Origin of the sequence: Pseudomonas sp. R9.37, assembly GCF_963878885.1 — a bacterium.
GTDB lineage: Bacteria > Pseudomonadota > Gammaproteobacteria > Pseudomonadales > Pseudomonadaceae > Aquipseudomonas.
This window is the reverse complement of record NZ_CAWNZA010000032.1, coordinates 644,086-659,586: the sequence shown is the minus strand read 5'-3', so window position 1 is coordinate 659,586 and position 15,501 is coordinate 644,086. Positions and strand designations below refer to the sequence as shown.

At 60.5% G+C, this 15,501-nt stretch carries 19 protein-coding genes; 13 read left to right on the top strand and 6 right to left on the bottom strand.

The features are described from left to right. The 9 genes from AACU78_RS18885 to recX all read left to right on the top strand — a co-directional run bounded on the left by AACU78_RS18885 (nt 1) and on the right by recX (nt 7,050). Nucleotides 1-2,214 carry a phage tail tape measure protein gene (locus AACU78_RS18885; protein ID WP_106577241.1) on the top strand — a complete coding sequence of 738 codons (2,214 nt, stop codon included), beginning with the start codon at nt 1-3 and terminating at the stop codon, nt 2,212-2,214. After that, nucleotides 2,214-2,597, top strand: coding sequence for a phage tail protein (locus AACU78_RS18880; protein ID WP_106577240.1), 384 nt, complete (start codon nt 2,214-2,216; stop codon nt 2,595-2,597). The genes AACU78_RS18885 and AACU78_RS18880 overlap by 1 nt, the downstream gene beginning before the upstream one ends. Continuing rightward, complete coding sequence (locus AACU78_RS18875; protein WP_106577239.1) at nt 2,590-2,802, top strand: tail protein X; 213 nt, start codon at nt 2,590-2,592, stop codon at nt 2,800-2,802. The genes AACU78_RS18880 and AACU78_RS18875 overlap by 8 nt, the downstream gene beginning before the upstream one ends. A gap of 9 nt (nt 2,803-2,811) precedes the next feature. Beyond that, nucleotides 2,812-3,819 carry a contractile injection system protein, VgrG/Pvc8 family gene (locus AACU78_RS18870; RefSeq protein ID WP_106577238.1) on the top strand — a complete coding sequence of 336 codons (1,008 nt, stop codon included), beginning with the start codon at nt 2,812-2,814 and terminating at the stop codon, nt 3,817-3,819. Between the two features lie 6 nt (nt 3,820-3,825). Beyond that, the gene (locus tag AACU78_RS18865; RefSeq protein ID WP_106577237.1) at nt 3,826-4,383 is read left to right on the top strand and encodes a glycoside hydrolase family 19 protein; all 558 of its coding nucleotides are present in this window, start codon (nt 3,826-3,828) and stop codon (nt 4,381-4,383) included. After that, complete coding sequence (locus AACU78_RS18860; RefSeq protein WP_106577236.1) at nt 4,371-4,850, top strand: lysis system i-spanin subunit Rz; 480 nt, start codon at nt 4,371-4,373, stop codon at nt 4,848-4,850. The genes AACU78_RS18865 and AACU78_RS18860 overlap by 13 nt, the downstream gene beginning before the upstream one ends. Before the next feature lie 81 nt (nt 4,851-4,931). Then, nucleotides 4,932-5,432, top strand: a complete 501-nt coding sequence (locus tag AACU78_RS18855) for a CinA family protein (protein ID WP_106577235.1) — start codon at nt 4,932-4,934, stop codon at nt 5,430-5,432. A gap of 83 nt (nt 5,433-5,515) precedes the next feature. Next, nucleotides 5,516-6,574, top strand: a complete 1,059-nt coding sequence (gene recA / locus AACU78_RS18850; protein WP_003189042.1) for a recombinase RecA — start codon at nt 5,516-5,518, stop codon at nt 6,572-6,574. Between the two features lie 8 nt (nt 6,575-6,582). Beyond that, nucleotides 6,583-7,050: a recombination regulator RecX gene (gene recX / locus AACU78_RS18845; protein WP_017137076.1), complete on the top strand. Its 468-nt coding sequence runs from the start codon at nt 6,583-6,585 to the stop codon at nt 7,048-7,050. Between the two features lie 197 nt (nt 7,051-7,247). Here the strand turns inward: recX and AACU78_RS18840 are convergent, their stop codons facing one another. Together AACU78_RS18840 and AACU78_RS18835 are read right to left on the bottom strand one after the other, a co-directional pair. Then, on the bottom strand, nt 7,248-8,360 hold the full coding sequence (locus AACU78_RS18840) for an LOG family protein (protein WP_106577234.1): 1,113 nt from the start codon (nt 8,358-8,360) through the stop codon (nt 7,248-7,250). A 378-nt stretch (nt 8,361-8,738) separates the two neighbouring features. Next, complete coding sequence (locus AACU78_RS18835) at nt 8,739-9,179, bottom strand: PA3611 family quorum-sensing-regulated virulence factor (protein WP_106577233.1); 441 nt, start codon at nt 9,177-9,179, stop codon at nt 8,739-8,741. A gap of 198 nt (nt 9,180-9,377) precedes the next feature. On the opposite strand from AACU78_RS18835, the gene AACU78_RS18830 reads away from it, so the two are divergent. From AACU78_RS18830 to AACU78_RS18820, 3 genes are all read left to right on the top strand, one after another. Continuing rightward, nucleotides 9,378-10,097 (top strand): tRNA-uridine aminocarboxypropyltransferase, encoded by a 720-nt coding sequence (locus AACU78_RS18830; protein WP_106577232.1) that lies wholly within the window; start codon nt 9,378-9,380, stop codon nt 10,095-10,097. Between the two features lie 252 nt (nt 10,098-10,349). Continuing rightward, entirely contained in the window at nt 10,350-11,000 is a 651-nt protein-coding gene (gene erdR, locus AACU78_RS18825; RefSeq protein ID WP_106577231.1) for a response regulator transcription factor ErdR, read from the top strand. Nucleotides 11,001-11,075: 75 nt separating this feature from the next. After that, the gene (locus AACU78_RS18820) at nt 11,076-11,438 is read left to right on the top strand and encodes a diacylglycerol kinase (protein ID WP_094949927.1); all 363 of its coding nucleotides are present in this window, start codon (nt 11,076-11,078) and stop codon (nt 11,436-11,438) included. 4 nt (nt 11,439-11,442) lie between these two features. On the opposite strand, the gene AACU78_RS18815 is transcribed toward AACU78_RS18820, so the two are convergent. Continuing rightward, complete coding sequence (locus tag AACU78_RS18815) at nt 11,443-12,369, bottom strand: LysR family transcriptional regulator (protein WP_169368331.1); 927 nt, start codon at nt 12,367-12,369, stop codon at nt 11,443-11,445. 124 nt (nt 12,370-12,493) lie between these two features. Between AACU78_RS18815 and fpr the strand changes: the two genes are divergently transcribed. Continuing rightward, complete coding sequence (fpr, locus tag AACU78_RS18810) at nt 12,494-13,273, top strand: ferredoxin-NADP reductase (RefSeq protein ID WP_003189055.1); 780 nt, start codon at nt 12,494-12,496, stop codon at nt 13,271-13,273. Between the two features lie 131 nt (nt 13,274-13,404). Here the strand turns inward: fpr and tsaA are convergent, their stop codons facing one another. From tsaA to AACU78_RS18795, 3 genes are all read right to left on the bottom strand, one after another. After that, nucleotides 13,405-14,100, bottom strand: coding sequence for a tRNA (N6-threonylcarbamoyladenosine(37)-N6)-methyltransferase TrmO (tsaA, locus tag AACU78_RS18805; protein ID WP_106577230.1), 696 nt, complete (start codon nt 14,098-14,100; stop codon nt 13,405-13,407). A gap of 69 nt (nt 14,101-14,169) precedes the next feature. Then, entirely contained in the window at nt 14,170-14,631 is a 462-nt protein-coding gene (locus tag AACU78_RS18800) for a YehS family protein (protein WP_034118394.1), read from the bottom strand. Nucleotides 14,632-14,700: 69 nt separating this feature from the next. After that, nucleotides 14,701-15,411: an rRNA pseudouridine synthase gene (locus tag AACU78_RS18795; RefSeq protein ID WP_106577229.1), complete on the bottom strand. Its 711-nt coding sequence runs from the start codon at nt 15,409-15,411 to the stop codon at nt 14,701-14,703. Nucleotides 15,412-15,501: the final 90 nt, after the last annotated feature.

Genomic DNA, 15,501 nt, shown 5'->3' with positions numbered 1-15,501 from the left:
ATGGCAGGCAATAACCATGCAAGCCCGTCAGCCATCGCCACGGAAGGCGAGCTGACGCTGGGCTCACGTGACACCGCAGTGGCGCAGGCCAGTATCAAACCCATTGCGTCAACACTCGCCGGGCCCTCGGGCGCGATGCCGGTAGAGGCCGCGAGTCTGGGGTTGGCCCTGGCGACTGCCAGCCTTGAGATCAATCTCCTGGCGGCGGGGCAGGATCGGCTGGTGAATACCCTCGAGCTGTTCAACGCCTCACTGCTCAAGATGATGGACGCCCGGCAAGTTGAAGCTGGCGAAGGCGCGGGAGCAGCAAAAGCTGCAGCCCCCGCTGAGGCGCGCAAACCCTCGCAGGCACTGGATGCCGCGATGACTGACCTGGATCAGTTGTTGATGTTTGTCGGCCGCCAGCGCAAACAACTGCGCGAAACCAACTTGGCCATGGCGTCGGAACCGATGGTAGCGGCGAGCGGTGCAAGCGCCGTGGACCTGGCACAGGTCGAGTATGTGGCCGCCCGGTCCGGCATCGGCAGCGACCGCAAGGATGCCTCGGGCAATATCGACCGCGCGGCTCGTCAGGACGACCTGACCCAGTTCGCCCGCGACGCAGCCATCATGGCGACGGCCTTCAAGGTCGACGTCAAAAATGCCGGCGACATGATGGGCGGCTGGCGCGAGTCGATGAAAATCGACCGCGAGCAAACCCGGGACCTGGCTGACGCGACCAATGTGTTGGGCACCCACGTTTCGCTCAAGGCAGAAGCGGCGGATATCGGCGCTATTGTGCAGCGCGCAGGGGGGACGGCCACCGCCGCGGGCATGAGCCCCGAGCAGGCAGCGGCGCTTTCGGCGGCATTGCTCAGTGCCGGCAACAGCAAGAGTGCAGCCGGTGTCGGGCTGGAGAAAATCAGCAGCACCCTGGCCAAAGGCGACGGCGCTTCTGAAAGCCAGCGCAACGCGTGGGCGGCGCTCAAGCTTGATCCCACGTTGCTCGCTGGCGGGATGCAGCAGGATGCGCCCCAGACCCTGCTCACGGTGCTTGAAGCGCTCAAGGCGCAACCGGCTGAGAAACAAGCGGCGTTGGCCACTCAATTGTTCGATGGCAATCAGTCGATTCTGAGCCTGGTGCCCGCCATCGACACGGTAAAGCAGGCGTTTACGCTGGTGGCCGACAAGTCGGTGTACGCGACGTCGGCACTTGGCGAACAAGGCTCGGTCCTGCGTTCGGCAGCGGTTCGCGCAGACTCCACACAAGCACGTCGTCAAGCCTTCGAGGCCAGCACCACGCGGCTGGATACCGCCAAGGATGCCGCGCTGGCGCCGATCGTGGACACCTCGCTAACCGCGATGACCGGGCTGGTGACGGGCGTGGGCTGGTTGGCCGAGGCGCTGCCCAAGACCACGGCCGCTGTAACGCTGGCTGGCGCGGCGTTGGGGCCGGTGTTTTCTGGTGTGTTCGATGCGGTGAAGGACAAGGTGTTCGAGAAGGTCGCCGGCAAGATTCTCGGAGGCGGCGATACCACACCAGGCAAGGTGAGCGCGCCAGCCAGCCAGAACACACCCAAAGGTCACAAAACGCCGCGCGGTGATCGCTCGGCAGACAAGCCTTCACGAACCGCGAGAGCCAGCAAGTTCGCGCGAAGTGGCTCCCTTGGCGTGGTGCTGGCGGGTGCTGGCATTGACCTTGTCCAGGGCGCGATGTCGGGGAACCTGGGTAAAGCCGTCGGCACCACGGTAGGGTCAGTCGGCGGCGGTGTTGCCGGTGGCGTTGCTGGCGAATTTGCGGGCATGGCCGTTGGCCGCGCGCTCGGCACGCTCGCCGGGGCGGCGATCGGTTCGGTGGTGCCGGGGGCTGGCACAGTGCTGGGCGGGGTCATGGGCGGTGTCGCTGGCGGTGCCATCGGCAAAGTGGTCGGGGGGGCGCTGGGTACGTTTGCCGGCAGTGATATCGGCGCCTGGCTGAGTGAAAAACTGATGGGCTCCGATGACCGTCTGCCATCACCTGGCCGGACCAGCAAAAACCTCAGTAGCGCTCAAGCCGACAACCGCCAAGTCAACTTCGCACCGCAAATCACCATCAACGCACCCGAGCAGGCCAACCCACAACAACTGGCCGCGATCGTGGTGCAACAGATCGAAGCGCAATTCTCGCCGCTGTCGATGGACAGCCTGCTGGCGACGCGACGTGACTCGGCCCTGACCGATACAGGAGTGGTGTGATGCGACAACAAATGGCGTTGGGCCCGTTTATTTTCGGGCTGTCCCGTGGGTTCGCCTACGACACCCTGGACCGTTTGAGCAGTGGGGGTTGGGGCAGCCTGGATATCGTTTCCGGCAAGCCCAAATCCACCCAAGTTGGCCAGGCGCTCGAAACGCTGTCATTCGGCGGCAAGGCTGCACGCGCGCTGGGCATGTCGCGGATGGACGAATTGCGTGCGCTGCAAGCCCAGCGTGTGCCGTTGCCGCTGGTCGATGGCGTAGGCCTGAACTGGGGGCTGTGGACCATCAAATCGGTGGACGAAAAACAGTCCTGTGTGATCGATGACGGCACGGCCATGGTGGTCAATTGGGTGTTGGTACTGGAGGAGTTCGTCAATGCGTAAGGTACGAAGTATTGCCGGTGACTCGGTCAACCTGTTGCTCTATCGCGAGCTCGGTCGCTGTGATGATGCCGCCGAAGAGGTGCTGTGGCGCTTGAACCCGCAGTTGGCCGAACAGGGCGCGGTATTGCCGGCAGGCGTCAATGTGATTGTGCCTGAGCTGGATACCCAGCCCGTGGCCAGGCAGCCGGTTACGGCCTGGGATTAAGGAGCAACCATGACACTTGGATTTACACCCGTGGTGGAGATTTACGGTGCCAATGCCGCGCTCCTCAATGAGCGGCTATTGGAGTGGGAGCATACCGACATGGCCGGGTTTACGTCCGACCAGCTCAAGCTGACACTCGACATCGAGGGCCTTGAAGGGCTGCCCAGCCTGGGCGGGCGTATCGGCCTGCGCATCGGGTATCGGGAGTCGGGCCTGGTGGACAAGGGCCGCTTCAAAATCACCCAGCGCACACCGTCACTGTTCCCGCTGCGTCTGGTGCTGGTGGCGACGGCGGCGCCCTTTGATGAGCCCGAATTCAAGAAGCGACGCACCGCCAGTCACGGGCCGATCAGCCTGGGTGCGCTGTTTCGCCAATTGACCACGCGCTACGGTTTTTCACCGCGCGTGGCGCCTGATCTGGAAGGCGAGCATATCCCGCACATCGACCAGACCAATGAAAGTGACATGGCGTTTCTCACGCGTCTGGCCAATCGCTTCGATGCCGTGGCCAAGCCTGTCGACGAGCTGTATGTGCTGGGCCGCAAAGGGCAGACGAAATCGCTGTCGGGCAAGGTCTTGCCGGTCGTGCCGTTGTCGATCACCCGCGATAATCGTCCGGGTGATCGCGCGTTTATCACCGCCAGCTTTACCCAAACCAGCCGCGCTACTTACCTGGGCGCACAAACGTCCTGGTGGGACGCGGCAGCCGGTAAACAACGAGTGGTGCAGGTGGGCATCGCGCCGTTCAAGGTGGTGACGCAGCGTTACCAGAACGAGGCCGAAGCCAGAACCGCTGCCGAGGGCGAGATGCGCCGAGTGGGCCGCGAAGGGATGCAAGTTAATGTGATCTGCCCCGGAAACCCCTTGTTCGGCGCTGAAGGCCTGTTGCTGCTGGACGAATCGTGGCCCGACTTCATGCGCGGCCGTTGGTCGATCAAGACGGTGACCTCCAGTGGCAAGCGCAGCGAGAGCTATCGATGCACGATCATGGCCAACGGATTATCCGCGGCCGAGTGAGGACCCATGGCTATAACGCTTTCTCAACTGGTTCAAATCCTGCCCGGAGCCCGCCCTGTTGCGGGCCTTTTTTTGTCCGCATTGAACACTGCAATGTCCAGGTTCCAGATCGGCCAACCCAAGCGCATCGCTGCCTTCCTCGCGCAGGTCGGCCACGAATCCGGTGAGCTGCGCTACGTGCGCGAACTGGGCAGCGACCAATACCTCAGCAAATACGACACCGGCACTTTGGCCGCGCGCCTGGGCAACACCCCCGAAGCGGACGGCGATGGCCAGAAGTATCGGGGCAGGGGACTGATCCAGATCACCGGGCGGCGTAACTACCTGGCGTGCAGCCAGGCATTGTTCGGCGACGATCGCCTGCTGGGACAGCCGCAGCTGTTGGAACAGCCACAGTGGGCATGTGAGTCCGCGGCTTGGTTTTGGCAGAGCAACGGCTTGAATGAGCTGGCCGACAAAGACCAGTTCACCACCATTACCCGCCGCATCAATGGCGGCCTGAACGGGCTGGAGGACCGTTTGCAAGTGTGGGCGCGGGCCAAGTCGGTGTTATGCGTTTCTTAGGCGCGTTACGGCTGGTCGGCGTTTGCCTGCTGGTGGTCGTGACCTGGCAAGTGCAGGCGTGGCGTTATGGCTCGCAGCTCGAGCGCCAGGCGGATGTGCAGGCACAGGCGGTTTTGCTTCAACACCTGGCTGAGCAAAAAGAACAGTTGGCGTTGGAGAAGCAGCTCAGCGCCAACGATCAGCAACACGTACAGGAGTTGAACGATGCCCAACATAACCAAGCTGCTCTGCGCGACCGCCTGGCCACTGCTGATGTGCGGTTGTCAGTCCTTCTCGACGCCACCGACCGCAGCCTCAATTGCTCAGTGCCAACCGCCGCCACCGCCAGCGGCGTGGTTCATGCAACCCCGCGAGCCCAACTTGACCCGGCGCATGCTCAGCGAATTATTGCCATCACCGACGACGGCGATAACGCCCTGATCGCCTTACGTGCCTGCCAAGCGTACGTGCGCGCCGTCGGGCGTTAGCATCTTGATCCAGTCTGTCGCTTGCGTGTGCGATTTGCTCCTGTAGGGTAGGCAAATCCCCGCCTACTTCTGGAGTCGACCGTGAAGGAAATCACTCAACTGGCCGCTGAACTGGGTCGCCGTTTGCAGGTGCTTAATGCTCACGTCACCACTGCCGAGTCGTGCACCGGCGGCGGTATCGCCGAAGCCATCACGCGGATTCCGGGCAGTTCGGCCTGGTTCGAGGCGGGCTATGTCACCTATTCCAACCGGCAGAAGACCCGGCAGCTGGGCGTACCCGAGAAACTGTTCGGCAAAGTCGGCGCTGTCAGCCAGGAAGTGGTGGAGGCGATGGTCCGTGGTGCACAGGAAAAAAGCCTGTCGCGCTTTGCCGTGGCGGTCAGCGGTGTTGCCGGGCCTGACGGCGGTTCGCCGGACAAACCGGTCGGCACCGTTTGGCTGGCTTTTGGCGTTGGCGAAGAGGTGACGGCCGAGCTTGCGCACTTCCCCGGCAACCGCGACGAGGTCCGCCGACAAACGGTAAAAGCCGCGCTTGAGGGCTTGTTGCGACGAGCTGCACTAGAAATAGAAAAACAGGGGTAGGCGATCTTCGATCTTTGTGGAACAATACTGTCTACTTATACAGGTGTTGGCCGTCAGGCCTTATTGATTACGTGAGGACTTTAATGGACGACAACAAGAAGAAAGCCTTGGCTGCGGCCCTGGGTCAGATCGAACGTCAATTCGGCAAGGGTGCCGTAATGCGTATGGGCGATCACGACCGTCAGGCGATCCCGGCTATTTCCACTGGCTCTCTGGGTCTGGACATCGCGCTCGGCATTGGCGGCCTGCCAAAAGGCCGTATCGTCGAAATCTACGGTCCTGAATCTTCCGGTAAAACCACTCTGACTCTGTCGGTGATTGCCCAGGCGCAAAAAATGGGCGCCACCTGCGCGTTCGTCGACGCCGAGCACGCCCTCGATCCTGAATACGCCGGCAAACTGGGCGTCAACGTAGATGATCTGCTGGTTTCCCAGCCGGACACCGGTGAGCAAGCCCTGGAAATCACCGACATGCTGGTGCGCTCCAACGCCATCGACGTGATCGTGGTCGACTCCGTGGCAGCCCTGGTACCGAAAGCTGAAATCGAAGGCGAAATGGGCGACATGCACGTGGGCCTGCAAGCCCGCCTGATGTCCCAGGCGCTGCGTAAAATCACCGGTAACATCAAGAACGCCAACTGCCTGGTGATCTTCATCAACCAGATCCGTATGAAGATCGGCGTGATGTTCGGCAGCCCGGAAACCACCACTGGTGGTAACGCGTTGAAGTTCTACGCTTCGGTCCGTCTGGACATCCGTCGTACCGGCGCGGTGAAGGAAGGTGACGAGGTTGTCGGCAGCGAAACCCGCGTTAAAGTCGTGAAGAACAAAGTGGCTCCGCCTTTCCGTCAGGCTGAGTTCCAGATTCTCTACGGCAAGGGTATCTACCTGAACGGCGAGATGATCGACCTGGGCGTGTTGCACGGTTTCGTCGAGAAGTCCGGCGCCTGGTATGCCTACAACGGCAGCAAGATCGGTCAGGGCAAGGCCAACTCGGCCAAGTTCCTGGCGGACAACCCGGATATCGCCGCCACGCTCGAGAAGCAGATTCGCGACAAGTTGCTGACCGCAGCGCCAGACGTGAAAGCTGCTGCCAATCGCGAGCCGGTGGAAGAAGTCGAAGAAGCTGATACTGACATCTGAAGCAAACGATGACTGTTGTACTGGATACACTCGTCGCCGTTCGGCGCACTGCGATGGACCTGCTCGCTCGACGCGAGCATGGTCGAGTCGAGTTGACGCGTAAACTGCGTCAGCGCGGCGCAGAGCCCGAGATGATCGAAACTGCCCTCGACCGCTTAACGGAAGAAGGGCTTCTGTCGGAAGCGCGTTACCTGGAAAGCTTTGTCTCCTACCGCGCGCGCTCCGGCTACGGTCCGGCGCGAATTCGCGAGGAGCTGAGCCAGCGCGGTCTGCAACGCGCTGATATCGACCTCGCCCTGCGTGAGTGCGGTATCAGTTGGCAGTCGCAGCTCGAGGACACCTGGCGCCGCAAGTTTGCCGGCCATCTTCCGATTGATGCCAGGGAGCGTGCTAAGCAAGGTCGCTTTCTGAGTTATCGCGGGTTTTCGATGGACATGATCAGCCGCCTGCTAAGCGGCCGAGACATGGAAGACTGAGCTTTCGAGCTGCTGAAATTTAGAATGTAGGCGCTGGCTTGACTGCGACGCGGACACTTCGGTTTCCCAGTAGGATCGCGATGATGCCATCGCAGGCAAGCCAGCTCCTACATCGAATCTGCTGTACCTGATCGAACTCGGTAAATTAAAAAGGCCCACTATGAAAATAGTGGGCCTTTTTTTTTGCCTTCAAAAAATCATGCTGGCTCGGGCGTTACCCGCTGCTGCGCTTTCCCCTGAGCCTGTGCCCAGTTTTCCGGCAAGTTGATGTAATCCACCAACTCTCGTAGTCGGCCTTGATCCCGGCCATTGAAGTTGAACACCAAGCGCGTTAAATGGCTGAACCTCGGCTCATCGTGTTCCTCGCCGGTATAGGCAAGCTGCTGGAATTCACCACTCAGCCGCAGGCTGGCAAACTCGCTTTGCAAATGGGCCAGCGCCCGTTCACTGAGCGGATGGTTCATGCGCACCACAAACTCACGCTTCAACCAGCGCGTGGAGTGGAAGTTGGCATAGAACTGGTTAATTTCGTCCACTGCTGCTTCAGCACTGTGTACCAGTCGGACCAGCTTGAGGTCAGTGGGCAGGATATAACGATTGGCCTCCAGCTGGCTGCGGATAAAGTCCAGAGCCCCTTGCCAAAAGCCGCCGCCTGGAGCATCCAGCAGTACCACTGGCACCAGTGGGCTTTTGCCGGTCTGGATCAGGGTGAGCACTTCAAGCGCTTCATCCAGGGTGCCGAACCCGCCAGGGCACAACACCAGCGCATCGGCTTCCTTGACGAAAAACAGCTTGCGGGTGAAGAAGAAGTGGAAGGACAGCAGGTTCTCGGTGCCATCGATGGTCGGGTTGGCGTGCTGCTCAAACGGCAGGGTAATGTTGAACCCCAGGCTGTGCTCCAGGCCGGCGCCTTCGTGGGCTGCCGCCATGATGCCGCCGCCACCGCCGGTGATCACCATAAGGTCCGATTGCGCCAGCTGGGCGCCGACTTCCCGAGCCAAGGCATACAAAGGGCTTTCAACCGGTGTGCGCGCCGAGCCGAACACGGTCACCTTGCGGCGGTCCTTGAACTGTTCGAGCACGCGGAAGGCATTGTCCAGCTCGCGGATCGCCTGCAAGGTGATTTTGGCGTTCCAACGGTTGCGATCGTCCTGGGCCATGCGCAGAACGGTGAGGATCATGTCGCGATAAAGGGGAATGTTCGGGCTGCTGGGCGCGACCAGCTGGAGTTGCGCGTCGACCTGCTGAGTGAGGTCGGTCCCGTGTTCTTCAAAATGACGGAGCAGGCGGTCATTCGATTCGTAAGGCATTCAACTTCTCCTTCTTCAAAGAACCTGGGCCCTCGGCGAGGTATTCGTCCGCGGCCACGACACTGCATGTGTCGCTGCACGCCAGGGGCATTGCACGGTGTGCACCGAGCGGCAAAGCGGGCTCTGTATGTTCCTTGTGATTTGGAAACCTTTGCACTGCAAGTCGCAGGAGGGCAACCCTCTTTTGCCCTGAAAATGTTACAGAACGGCGTGGAAAATGCGCGGAGCAGGCTGTCGGGATGACTTGATCATGAGCCGAAAAACCCTTGGCTGGCAACCGGTTATTGGCCGCACATCAAGCAGTTTAGTTGTTGGCAAGCAAAGACAGCGAGGGATGTGCGCGCCACAGGACAGCAGCGCGCGACGGTGGAGCAATCGTTACTTTTTCTTCTTCGCTGCAGCAGGTGCCGGGCAATCGGCTTCGACAAACTTGACCGACGCCACCGGGCGGTTGGTCTTGTTCTCGGAGATGTCATAGCGCATCACAGCGCCCTTGGCCATCAACTCGCGGTAACCCTTGTTCAGGCACACGCTTTGACCCAGCTGGAAATACACGGCCTTGGGGTTGGCGCGCATCTGTTCGGCCCGGTCAGGTTGCACGCTGAGGTGATCGATCAGCTGCATGCCTTCAACGGTGTAGGCCACTTCCAGGGTTTTTTCATCGATTTCCCGGGGCAGGTCCTTGTTGCTTTCGGCCGCGACGCTTTGCAGCTTCCTGTTCATTTGGGCCTCCAGCAACGAGGCCGCGTGGGCGCCCATGGGCAATACCAGCGCAAGGGCGACGGATGGGGCAACAAGACGCAGCATGGAACGCAGCATGAAAATCTCCTGATTCGGTTACTGGTGCATAGACCAGCCACTGCGTTGTGCGTTCAGTGGCGCGCAATTATAGGTGAGCGCCTGCCACTACAGCCAGGCGTATCGCTCAGAAGTGCCGGCGGCTCTGCTAAACTGCCGCCACTTAAGCCTGTCTCGAGTTCCTCCAGTGTCGATTTTCCCTTCTACGGGTTACGCCCGATGAGCCATGCCGTTTCCCGTTTGCGTACCCAACGGCTGGCGCGGGCCGTGCGCCCGTTCCTCAACCGTGGTTCGCGCGCCGAGCGTTGCCCCGGCTGCCGGGTGATTCCCGAATATTGCCTGTGTGCCTGGCGGCCGCAGGTAGAAGCGCGCTCGGCAATGTGCCTGCTGATGCACGATGTTGAACCGATGAAGCCGAGCAACACCGGCTGGCTGATTGCTGATGTGATTGACGACACCACCGCGTTTGCCTGGTCGCGCACCGAGGTCGATCCCGCGTTGCTGACCTTGCTGGCCGACCCGCAGTGGCAACCCTACATCGTGTTTCCCGGCGAATTCGTCGCGCCAGAGCGGGTGGTCAGTGAGGTGAACGTGGAGGAGGGCAAGCGCCCGTTGTTCATCCTGCTGGACGGCACCTGGAGCGAAGCGCGCAAGATGTTCCGCAAGAGCCCCTACCTGGAACACTTGCCCGTGTTGAGCCTGGCGCCTGAACAGCTGTCGCGCTACAAGCTGCGTCGCTCCAAGCGGGATGATCATTTTTGCACTGCCGAAGTCGCCGCGCTGTGCCTGGAGCTGGCAAGCGATCAAGCGGCCAGTGAAGTGCTGGATGCTTACCTCGACGTATTCAGCACCCATTACCTGGCGGCCAAGTTCCTGTTGCCGCTGGACCCGGAGGACAGCGTTCATGCGCGCCTCTCGCCCCACGTCCCGGCAGTATGACCAGACGACGTTTGCATGATGGCACTGCAAACCTGCAACTCGCTAAAATGCCCACGGGCGTAGTGCTTGACCCCCCAGGCTACGCTGGGCATGCTGGGCGCCGATTGGGGCGTAACCGTGAATTTTCAGCGTCGTTGCAGGTGTTTTTGACGCTGAGCCTGCCCCGTGGCGATGGCTGCCTGGCCGTTGCCTTGTGTACTGGCGAACCCTGAACCCGTCAGGGCTGCCATAAAAAACAGGATCATTTAATCAATGGCCACATACGAAATCCTGATAGCCGATGACCACCCGCTGTTTCGCAGTGCGCTGCATCAGGCGGTAACCCTGGGCCTTGGCCCGGACGTGCGGCTGGTTGAAGTGGCCAGCATTGCCGAGCTGGAAGCACGACTCACCGAAAAATCCGACTGGGACCTGGTGCTGCTCGACCTGAACATGCCCGGTGCCTACGGTTTTTCCGGGCTTGTGCTGTTACGCGGGCAATACCCGCAGATCCCGGTGGTGATGGTCTCGGCCCAGGAAGAAGCTGACGTAGTGGTGCGCTCCAAGGAGTTTGGCGCCAGCGGTTTCATTCCCAAGTCCAGTTCAATGGAAGCGATCCAGAAAGCCGTGCGCACCGTGCTTGACGGCGATGTGTCCTGGCCGCCGCAAGCGTTTGAAGAAATCAACGTGTCCGACGAAGCCAAGGCTGCCCGTGATGGCCTCGCCAGCCTGACGCCCCAGCAATTTCGGGTGTTGACCATGGTCTGCGAAGGTCTGCTGAACAAGCAGATTGCTTACGAATTGAGCGTGTCCGAAGCGACCATCAAGGCCCATGTGACGGCGATTTTCCGCAAGCTGGGCGTGCGCACGCGCACCCAGGCGGCGTTGCTCTTGCAACAACTTGAGTCAATTTCGCAGCACTAAGACATTGCCGATTCACGCTTTTTTGACTTTGCGTGATCTAGTTTCCCCACTTCTTTGGTTCAGTTGCCTACATCTATGTCGCCTTTCAAGGGTCAAACCGGTATCAAACGTATCTTCAACGCAGGGGGCTATTCCCTGGATGGCTTGCGTGCGGCCTTCACTGGCGAGGCGGCATTCCGTCAGTTGGTGTTGCTCAACGTGATCCTGATTCCGCTGAGCTTTTTCCTGCACGTCAGCCGGGTCGAGCGAGCCTTGCTCATCGCGGTGTGCCTGCTGGCCCTGATCGTCGAGTTGCTCAACTCCGCGGTGGAAGCGGCCATCGACCGGATTTCCCTCGACCTGCACCCGCTGTCGAAAAACGCCAAGGACATGGGCAGCGCCGCGCAATTCGTGGCGCTGACCATGATCACCCTGGTGTGGGCCGTGATTCTGATCTAAGGCATCAGGCGATGCTTGGCAGTACGATTTCGTCGCTGCGCTGAACCCCGGCGGTGAAGGCGCGGCACAGTTCCAGAAACTCGCGCATTGCCGAGGTCTGGTACTTCTGTTTATGCCAGATGAAGTAAAACTGCCGGGCCAGGTCCAGGTCCGGGGTTTCCACCGGCACCAGGCTGCCGCGGCGGAACGCATCGCGCAGCGCCAGCCGGGAAATGCAGCCAATCCCCAAGCCCGATTCCACTGCACGTTTGATCGCCTCGGTGTGCTCCAGCTCCAGGCGGATATTCAGCGCGCTGCGGTGGTGACGCATGGCCTGGTCAAAGGTCAGGCGCGTGCCGGAGCCTTGTTCGCGCAGGATCCACGCTTCATGGGTCAACTCTTCCATGGTTGCCACGCCGCGTTTGGCCAAGTGATGCTGCGGTGCGCAAAACACCACCAGCTCATCTTCCACCCAGGTTTGCACTTCGATGTCCGGGTGGCTGCAGTCGCCTTCGATTAGACCCAGGTCAATTTCGTAGTGCGCTACCTGATGCACGATATGCGCAGTGTTCTGCACATGCAGCTTCACCTGGCTCTCGGGGTGCTGCTGCATGAAGCTGCCGATCAACAGCGTCGCCAGGTAATTGCCGATGGTCAGGGTGGCGCCGACCGCCAGGGAGCCGAAGCCGGACTTGCCGTTGAGCAGGTCCTCGATCTCCTTGGCCTGGTCCAGCAGCGCCACTGCCTGGGGCAACAGCTGATGGCCGAGGGCGTTCAGGCTCAGGCGTTTGCCGGCGCGGTCGAATAATTGGCAGCTGGATTGGCGCTCCAGCTCGGTGATCGAGGTGCTGGCGGCGGATTGAGATAAGGCCAGAAGGCCAGCAGCGCGGGAGACGCTTTCCTGCTGGGCGACGGCGACGAAGACTTGCAGTTGACGGAGAGTAAATCGCATATCGATATAACCGATAACCCTTATCTTAATAATCCAGTTAACAGATATTGTCGCCGCCATTAGAATGCTGTGCAATTGCGCATCTCAATCTTGGCGCAGACCCATTTCCAGGAGTCCCCCGTACATGAGCAACATGAACCACGAGCGTGTCCTCAGTGTTCATCACTGGAACGACACTCTGTTCAGCTTCAAGTGCACCCGCGATCCGGGCCTGCGCTTTGAGAACGGTCAGTTCGTGATGATCGGCCTGCAACAGCCAAATGGCCGCCCGCTCATGCGCGCTTACTCCATTGCCAGCCCGAACTGGGAAGAGCATCTGGAGTTCTTCAGCATCAAGGTGCCCGATGGCCCGCTGACTTCCCAATTGCAGCACTTGAAGGAAGGCGACGAGATCATCATCAGCAAAAAACCGACAGGCACCCTGGTGCTTGACGATTTGAAGCCGGGCAAACACCTGTACCTGCTCAGCACCGGTACTGGCCTTGCGCCGTTTATGAGCGTGATCCAGGACCCGGAAACCTACGAGCGTTTCGAAAAAGTGATCCTGTGCCACGGCGTGCGTTACGTCAACGAAGTCGCCTACCGCGAATTCATCACCGAGCACCTGCCGCAGAACGAATTCTTCGGCGAGGCCCTGCGTGACAAGTTGATCTACTACCCGACCGTGACCCGCGAGCCATTCGAAAACGAAGGCCGCCTGACCGACCTGATGCGCAGCGGCAAGCTGTTCAGCGACATCGGCCTGCCACCAATCAACCCTGAAGACGACCGCGCCATGCTGTGCGGCAGCCCAAGCATGTTGGATGAAACCAGCGAAGTGCTGAACAGCTTCGGCCTGAAGGTTTCGCCGCGTATGCGTGAGCCGGGTGATTATCTGATCGAGCGTGCGTTCGTAGAAAAGTAAACAGTCAGTGCAACAAAGAAGATCTAAATGTGGGAGGGGGCTTGCCCCCGATGGCGCCAAGTCAGTCAACAGAGATGTTGAATGTACCACCGCTATCGGGGGCAAGCCCCCTCCCACATTTTGTTTCCGGTTTATTCAGCTGGAACCACTTCCAGTACACAGATAAGGCCCGCCTCGGGATAGTGCCAGCGCACATCCACATCCCAGAACTGCGCTCCATACTCGCGCTCCGGCCCAGGCGTCTGATACGCCGGCCGTGGATCCTGCGCCAAACACTGCTCGATCAACGCCACCAAGGGCTCGTCAAGGCGCTCAGCATGGCCTTGTGCCTGGAACAGGGCAGTCTTCAGCCACTGCACGGGAATCAGCGGCGGTGCGCTGCTGGCGATGCTGTTGGTGGCGCCCTCGATAATGTCGGCATACGGCACATACGGCTTGATATCCAACACGGGCGTGCCATCAAGCAGATCAATCCCGGAAATCCACAGCCGGCCGGGCTCGACCTTGTCCAGCTTCACCACCGACTGGCCAATGCCGTTCGGGCGGTGCGTTGCACGGGTGGCGAACACGCCCATGGACGTGTTGCCGCCCAGGCGTGGCGGCCGCACTTTGAGGCGCGGCGTGTCTTCCAGGGCCTGATGAAAAAGAAACAGCAGCCACACATGGCTGACCTGCTCCAGGCCCTGTACCGCGTCGCCGCTGTCGAACGGCGCCACCAGCTCCAGCACGCCACGGGCGGCCGGCGCCAATTGCGGCTGGCGCGGGATGGCGAACTTCTCCTTGAAGCAAGAGCGCACGAAACCGACGGGCGAAACGTGGTAGGTCATTTCTGAAGCCTCAAGTTACAAGCTGCAAGCCGCAAGCGTTAACGTGCAGCTTGAGGCTCGTTGCTGCCCTTAAGCTCTGACGCGCAGCGTCAGGCCCTTGAGGAAGTTACGCAGCAACTGGTCGCCACACGGGCGGTAGTTGGTGTGGCCGAACTTGCGGAACAGCGCGCTCAGCTCTGGCTTGGACACCGGGAACTCGGCAGCCTTGAGGATCGCGTGCATGTCGTCCTCCTTCAATTCGAAGGCCACGCGCAGCTTCTTCAGGATGATGTTGTTGGTCACCGGAGTTTCGATCGGCTGCGGCGGACGGCTTTCGTCCTTGCCGCGCTTGAAAATCACCAGGCCGTCAAGGAAGTGCGCCATGACGTCGTCCGGGCAGAACACAAAACCTTCTTCCTCATCTTTTTTGAGGTAGGTCAGCAGGTCTTCCTTGGTCACGTCCATGCCGCCGAGCTTGATGATCTCGACCATCTTGTTGTCGCTGATGTCGAGCATGTAGCGCACGCTGCGCAGTACGTCGTTGTGAATCATGGTGGGCAATCCTGGTATTCAACTGAGGACACCGCCCGGTCAGGCGGCGTCGAGAAAGGGGGCAGCGGCTTAGAACTTCTCTTTGCCGGACAGGTAACGCCATTGGCCGACCGGCACTTTGCCGATGGACACGCCGCCAATGCGGATGCGGCGGATGGCGATGACTTTCAAGCCAACGGCTTCGCAGAACAGAGCGATCACACCCGGTTGCGGGTTTTTCATCGCAAAGCGCAGGCGGTTTTCGTTTTGCCAGCTGGCTTTCACGGGGGGCAGCTCTTTGCCCTTGTAAGTCAGGCCGTGGTTCAGGCGATTGAGGCCGTGGGCGACCATGTCGCCTTCAACCTCTACCACGTATTCCTGCTCGATCTTGGCGGCATCGGCGGTCAACTTGCGCAGAATCTTCCAGTCCTGGGTGAACACCAGCAGGCCGCTGGCCTTGGCTTGCAGGTCGGCACTGGCGGTCAGGCGCAGGAAGTGGCCCTTTAGCGGGCGTTTGCTGAAGCGATGCTCTTCGGACAGGGTTTCGGCGCTGATCGAGGCCATCGCCGTTTCCGCGTCCACGCCGACCGGCGCGTGCAGCAGAATGGTCACCGGCTCCGGTGCAGTGGCTTTGGCCTCTGGGTCCAGCTCGACCTTCTGGGTGGTGATCTTGAACTGCGGTTCGTCGATCACTTCGCCGTCCACCGAGACCCAGCCGCCTTCGATAAACAGCTCAGCCTCCCGACGGGAGCAACCGACCAGTTCGATAAGGCGTTTGGAGAGGCGTATGGGGTCAGTCATGACAAGGGCCGTAGCAAAAGGGGGCGGCTATTGTACCTGCCTGGCGCGGGTTAATCCCGGCTCCATTTCAGCGCAGGGGCTTTATTGGTC

Coding starts and splice junctions, on each gene's coding strand:
- AACU78_RS18885 (WP_106577241.1), top strand. CDS start 1: ATGGCAGGCAATAACCATGCAAGCCCGTCAGCCATCGCCACGGAAGGC.
- AACU78_RS18880 (WP_106577240.1), top strand. CDS start 2,214: ATGCGACAACAAATGGCGTTGGGCCCGTTTATTTTCGGGCTGTCCCGT.
- AACU78_RS18875 (WP_106577239.1), top strand. CDS start 2,590: ATGCGTAAGGTACGAAGTATTGCCGGTGACTCGGTCAACCTGTTGCTC.
- AACU78_RS18870 (WP_106577238.1), top strand. CDS start 2,812: ATGACACTTGGATTTACACCCGTGGTGGAGATTTACGGTGCCAATGCC.
- AACU78_RS18865 (WP_106577237.1), top strand. CDS start 3,826: ATGGCTATAACGCTTTCTCAACTGGTTCAAATCCTGCCCGGAGCCCGC.
- AACU78_RS18860 (WP_106577236.1), top strand. CDS start 4,371: ATGCGTTTCTTAGGCGCGTTACGGCTGGTCGGCGTTTGCCTGCTGGTG.
- recA (WP_003189042.1), top strand. CDS start 5,516: ATGGACGACAACAAGAAGAAAGCCTTGGCTGCGGCCCTGGGTCAGATC.
- recX (WP_017137076.1), top strand. CDS start 6,583: ATGACTGTTGTACTGGATACACTCGTCGCCGTTCGGCGCACTGCGATG.
- AACU78_RS18840 (WP_106577234.1), bottom strand. CDS start 8,360: ATGCCTTACGAATCGAATGACCGCCTGCTCCGTCATTTTGAAGAACAC.
- AACU78_RS18835 (WP_106577233.1), bottom strand. CDS start 9,179: ATGCTGCGTTCCATGCTGCGTCTTGTTGCCCCATCCGTCGCCCTTGCG.
- AACU78_RS18830 (WP_106577232.1), top strand. CDS start 9,378: ATGAGCCATGCCGTTTCCCGTTTGCGTACCCAACGGCTGGCGCGGGCC.
- erdR (WP_106577231.1), top strand. CDS start 10,350: ATGGCCACATACGAAATCCTGATAGCCGATGACCACCCGCTGTTTCGC.
- AACU78_RS18820 (WP_094949927.1), top strand. CDS start 11,076: ATGTCGCCTTTCAAGGGTCAAACCGGTATCAAACGTATCTTCAACGCA.
- AACU78_RS18815 (WP_169368331.1), bottom strand. CDS start 12,369: ATGCGATTTACTCTCCGTCAACTGCAAGTCTTCGTCGCCGTCGCCCAG.
- fpr (WP_003189055.1), top strand. CDS start 12,494: ATGAGCAACATGAACCACGAGCGTGTCCTCAGTGTTCATCACTGGAAC.
- tsaA (WP_106577230.1), bottom strand. CDS start 14,100: ATGACCTACCACGTTTCGCCCGTCGGTTTCGTGCGCTCTTGCTTCAAG.
- AACU78_RS18800 (WP_034118394.1), bottom strand. CDS start 14,631: ATGATTCACAACGACGTACTGCGCAGCGTGCGCTACATGCTCGACATC.
- AACU78_RS18795 (WP_106577229.1), bottom strand. CDS start 15,411: ATGACTGACCCCATACGCCTCTCCAAACGCCTTATCGAACTGGTCGGT.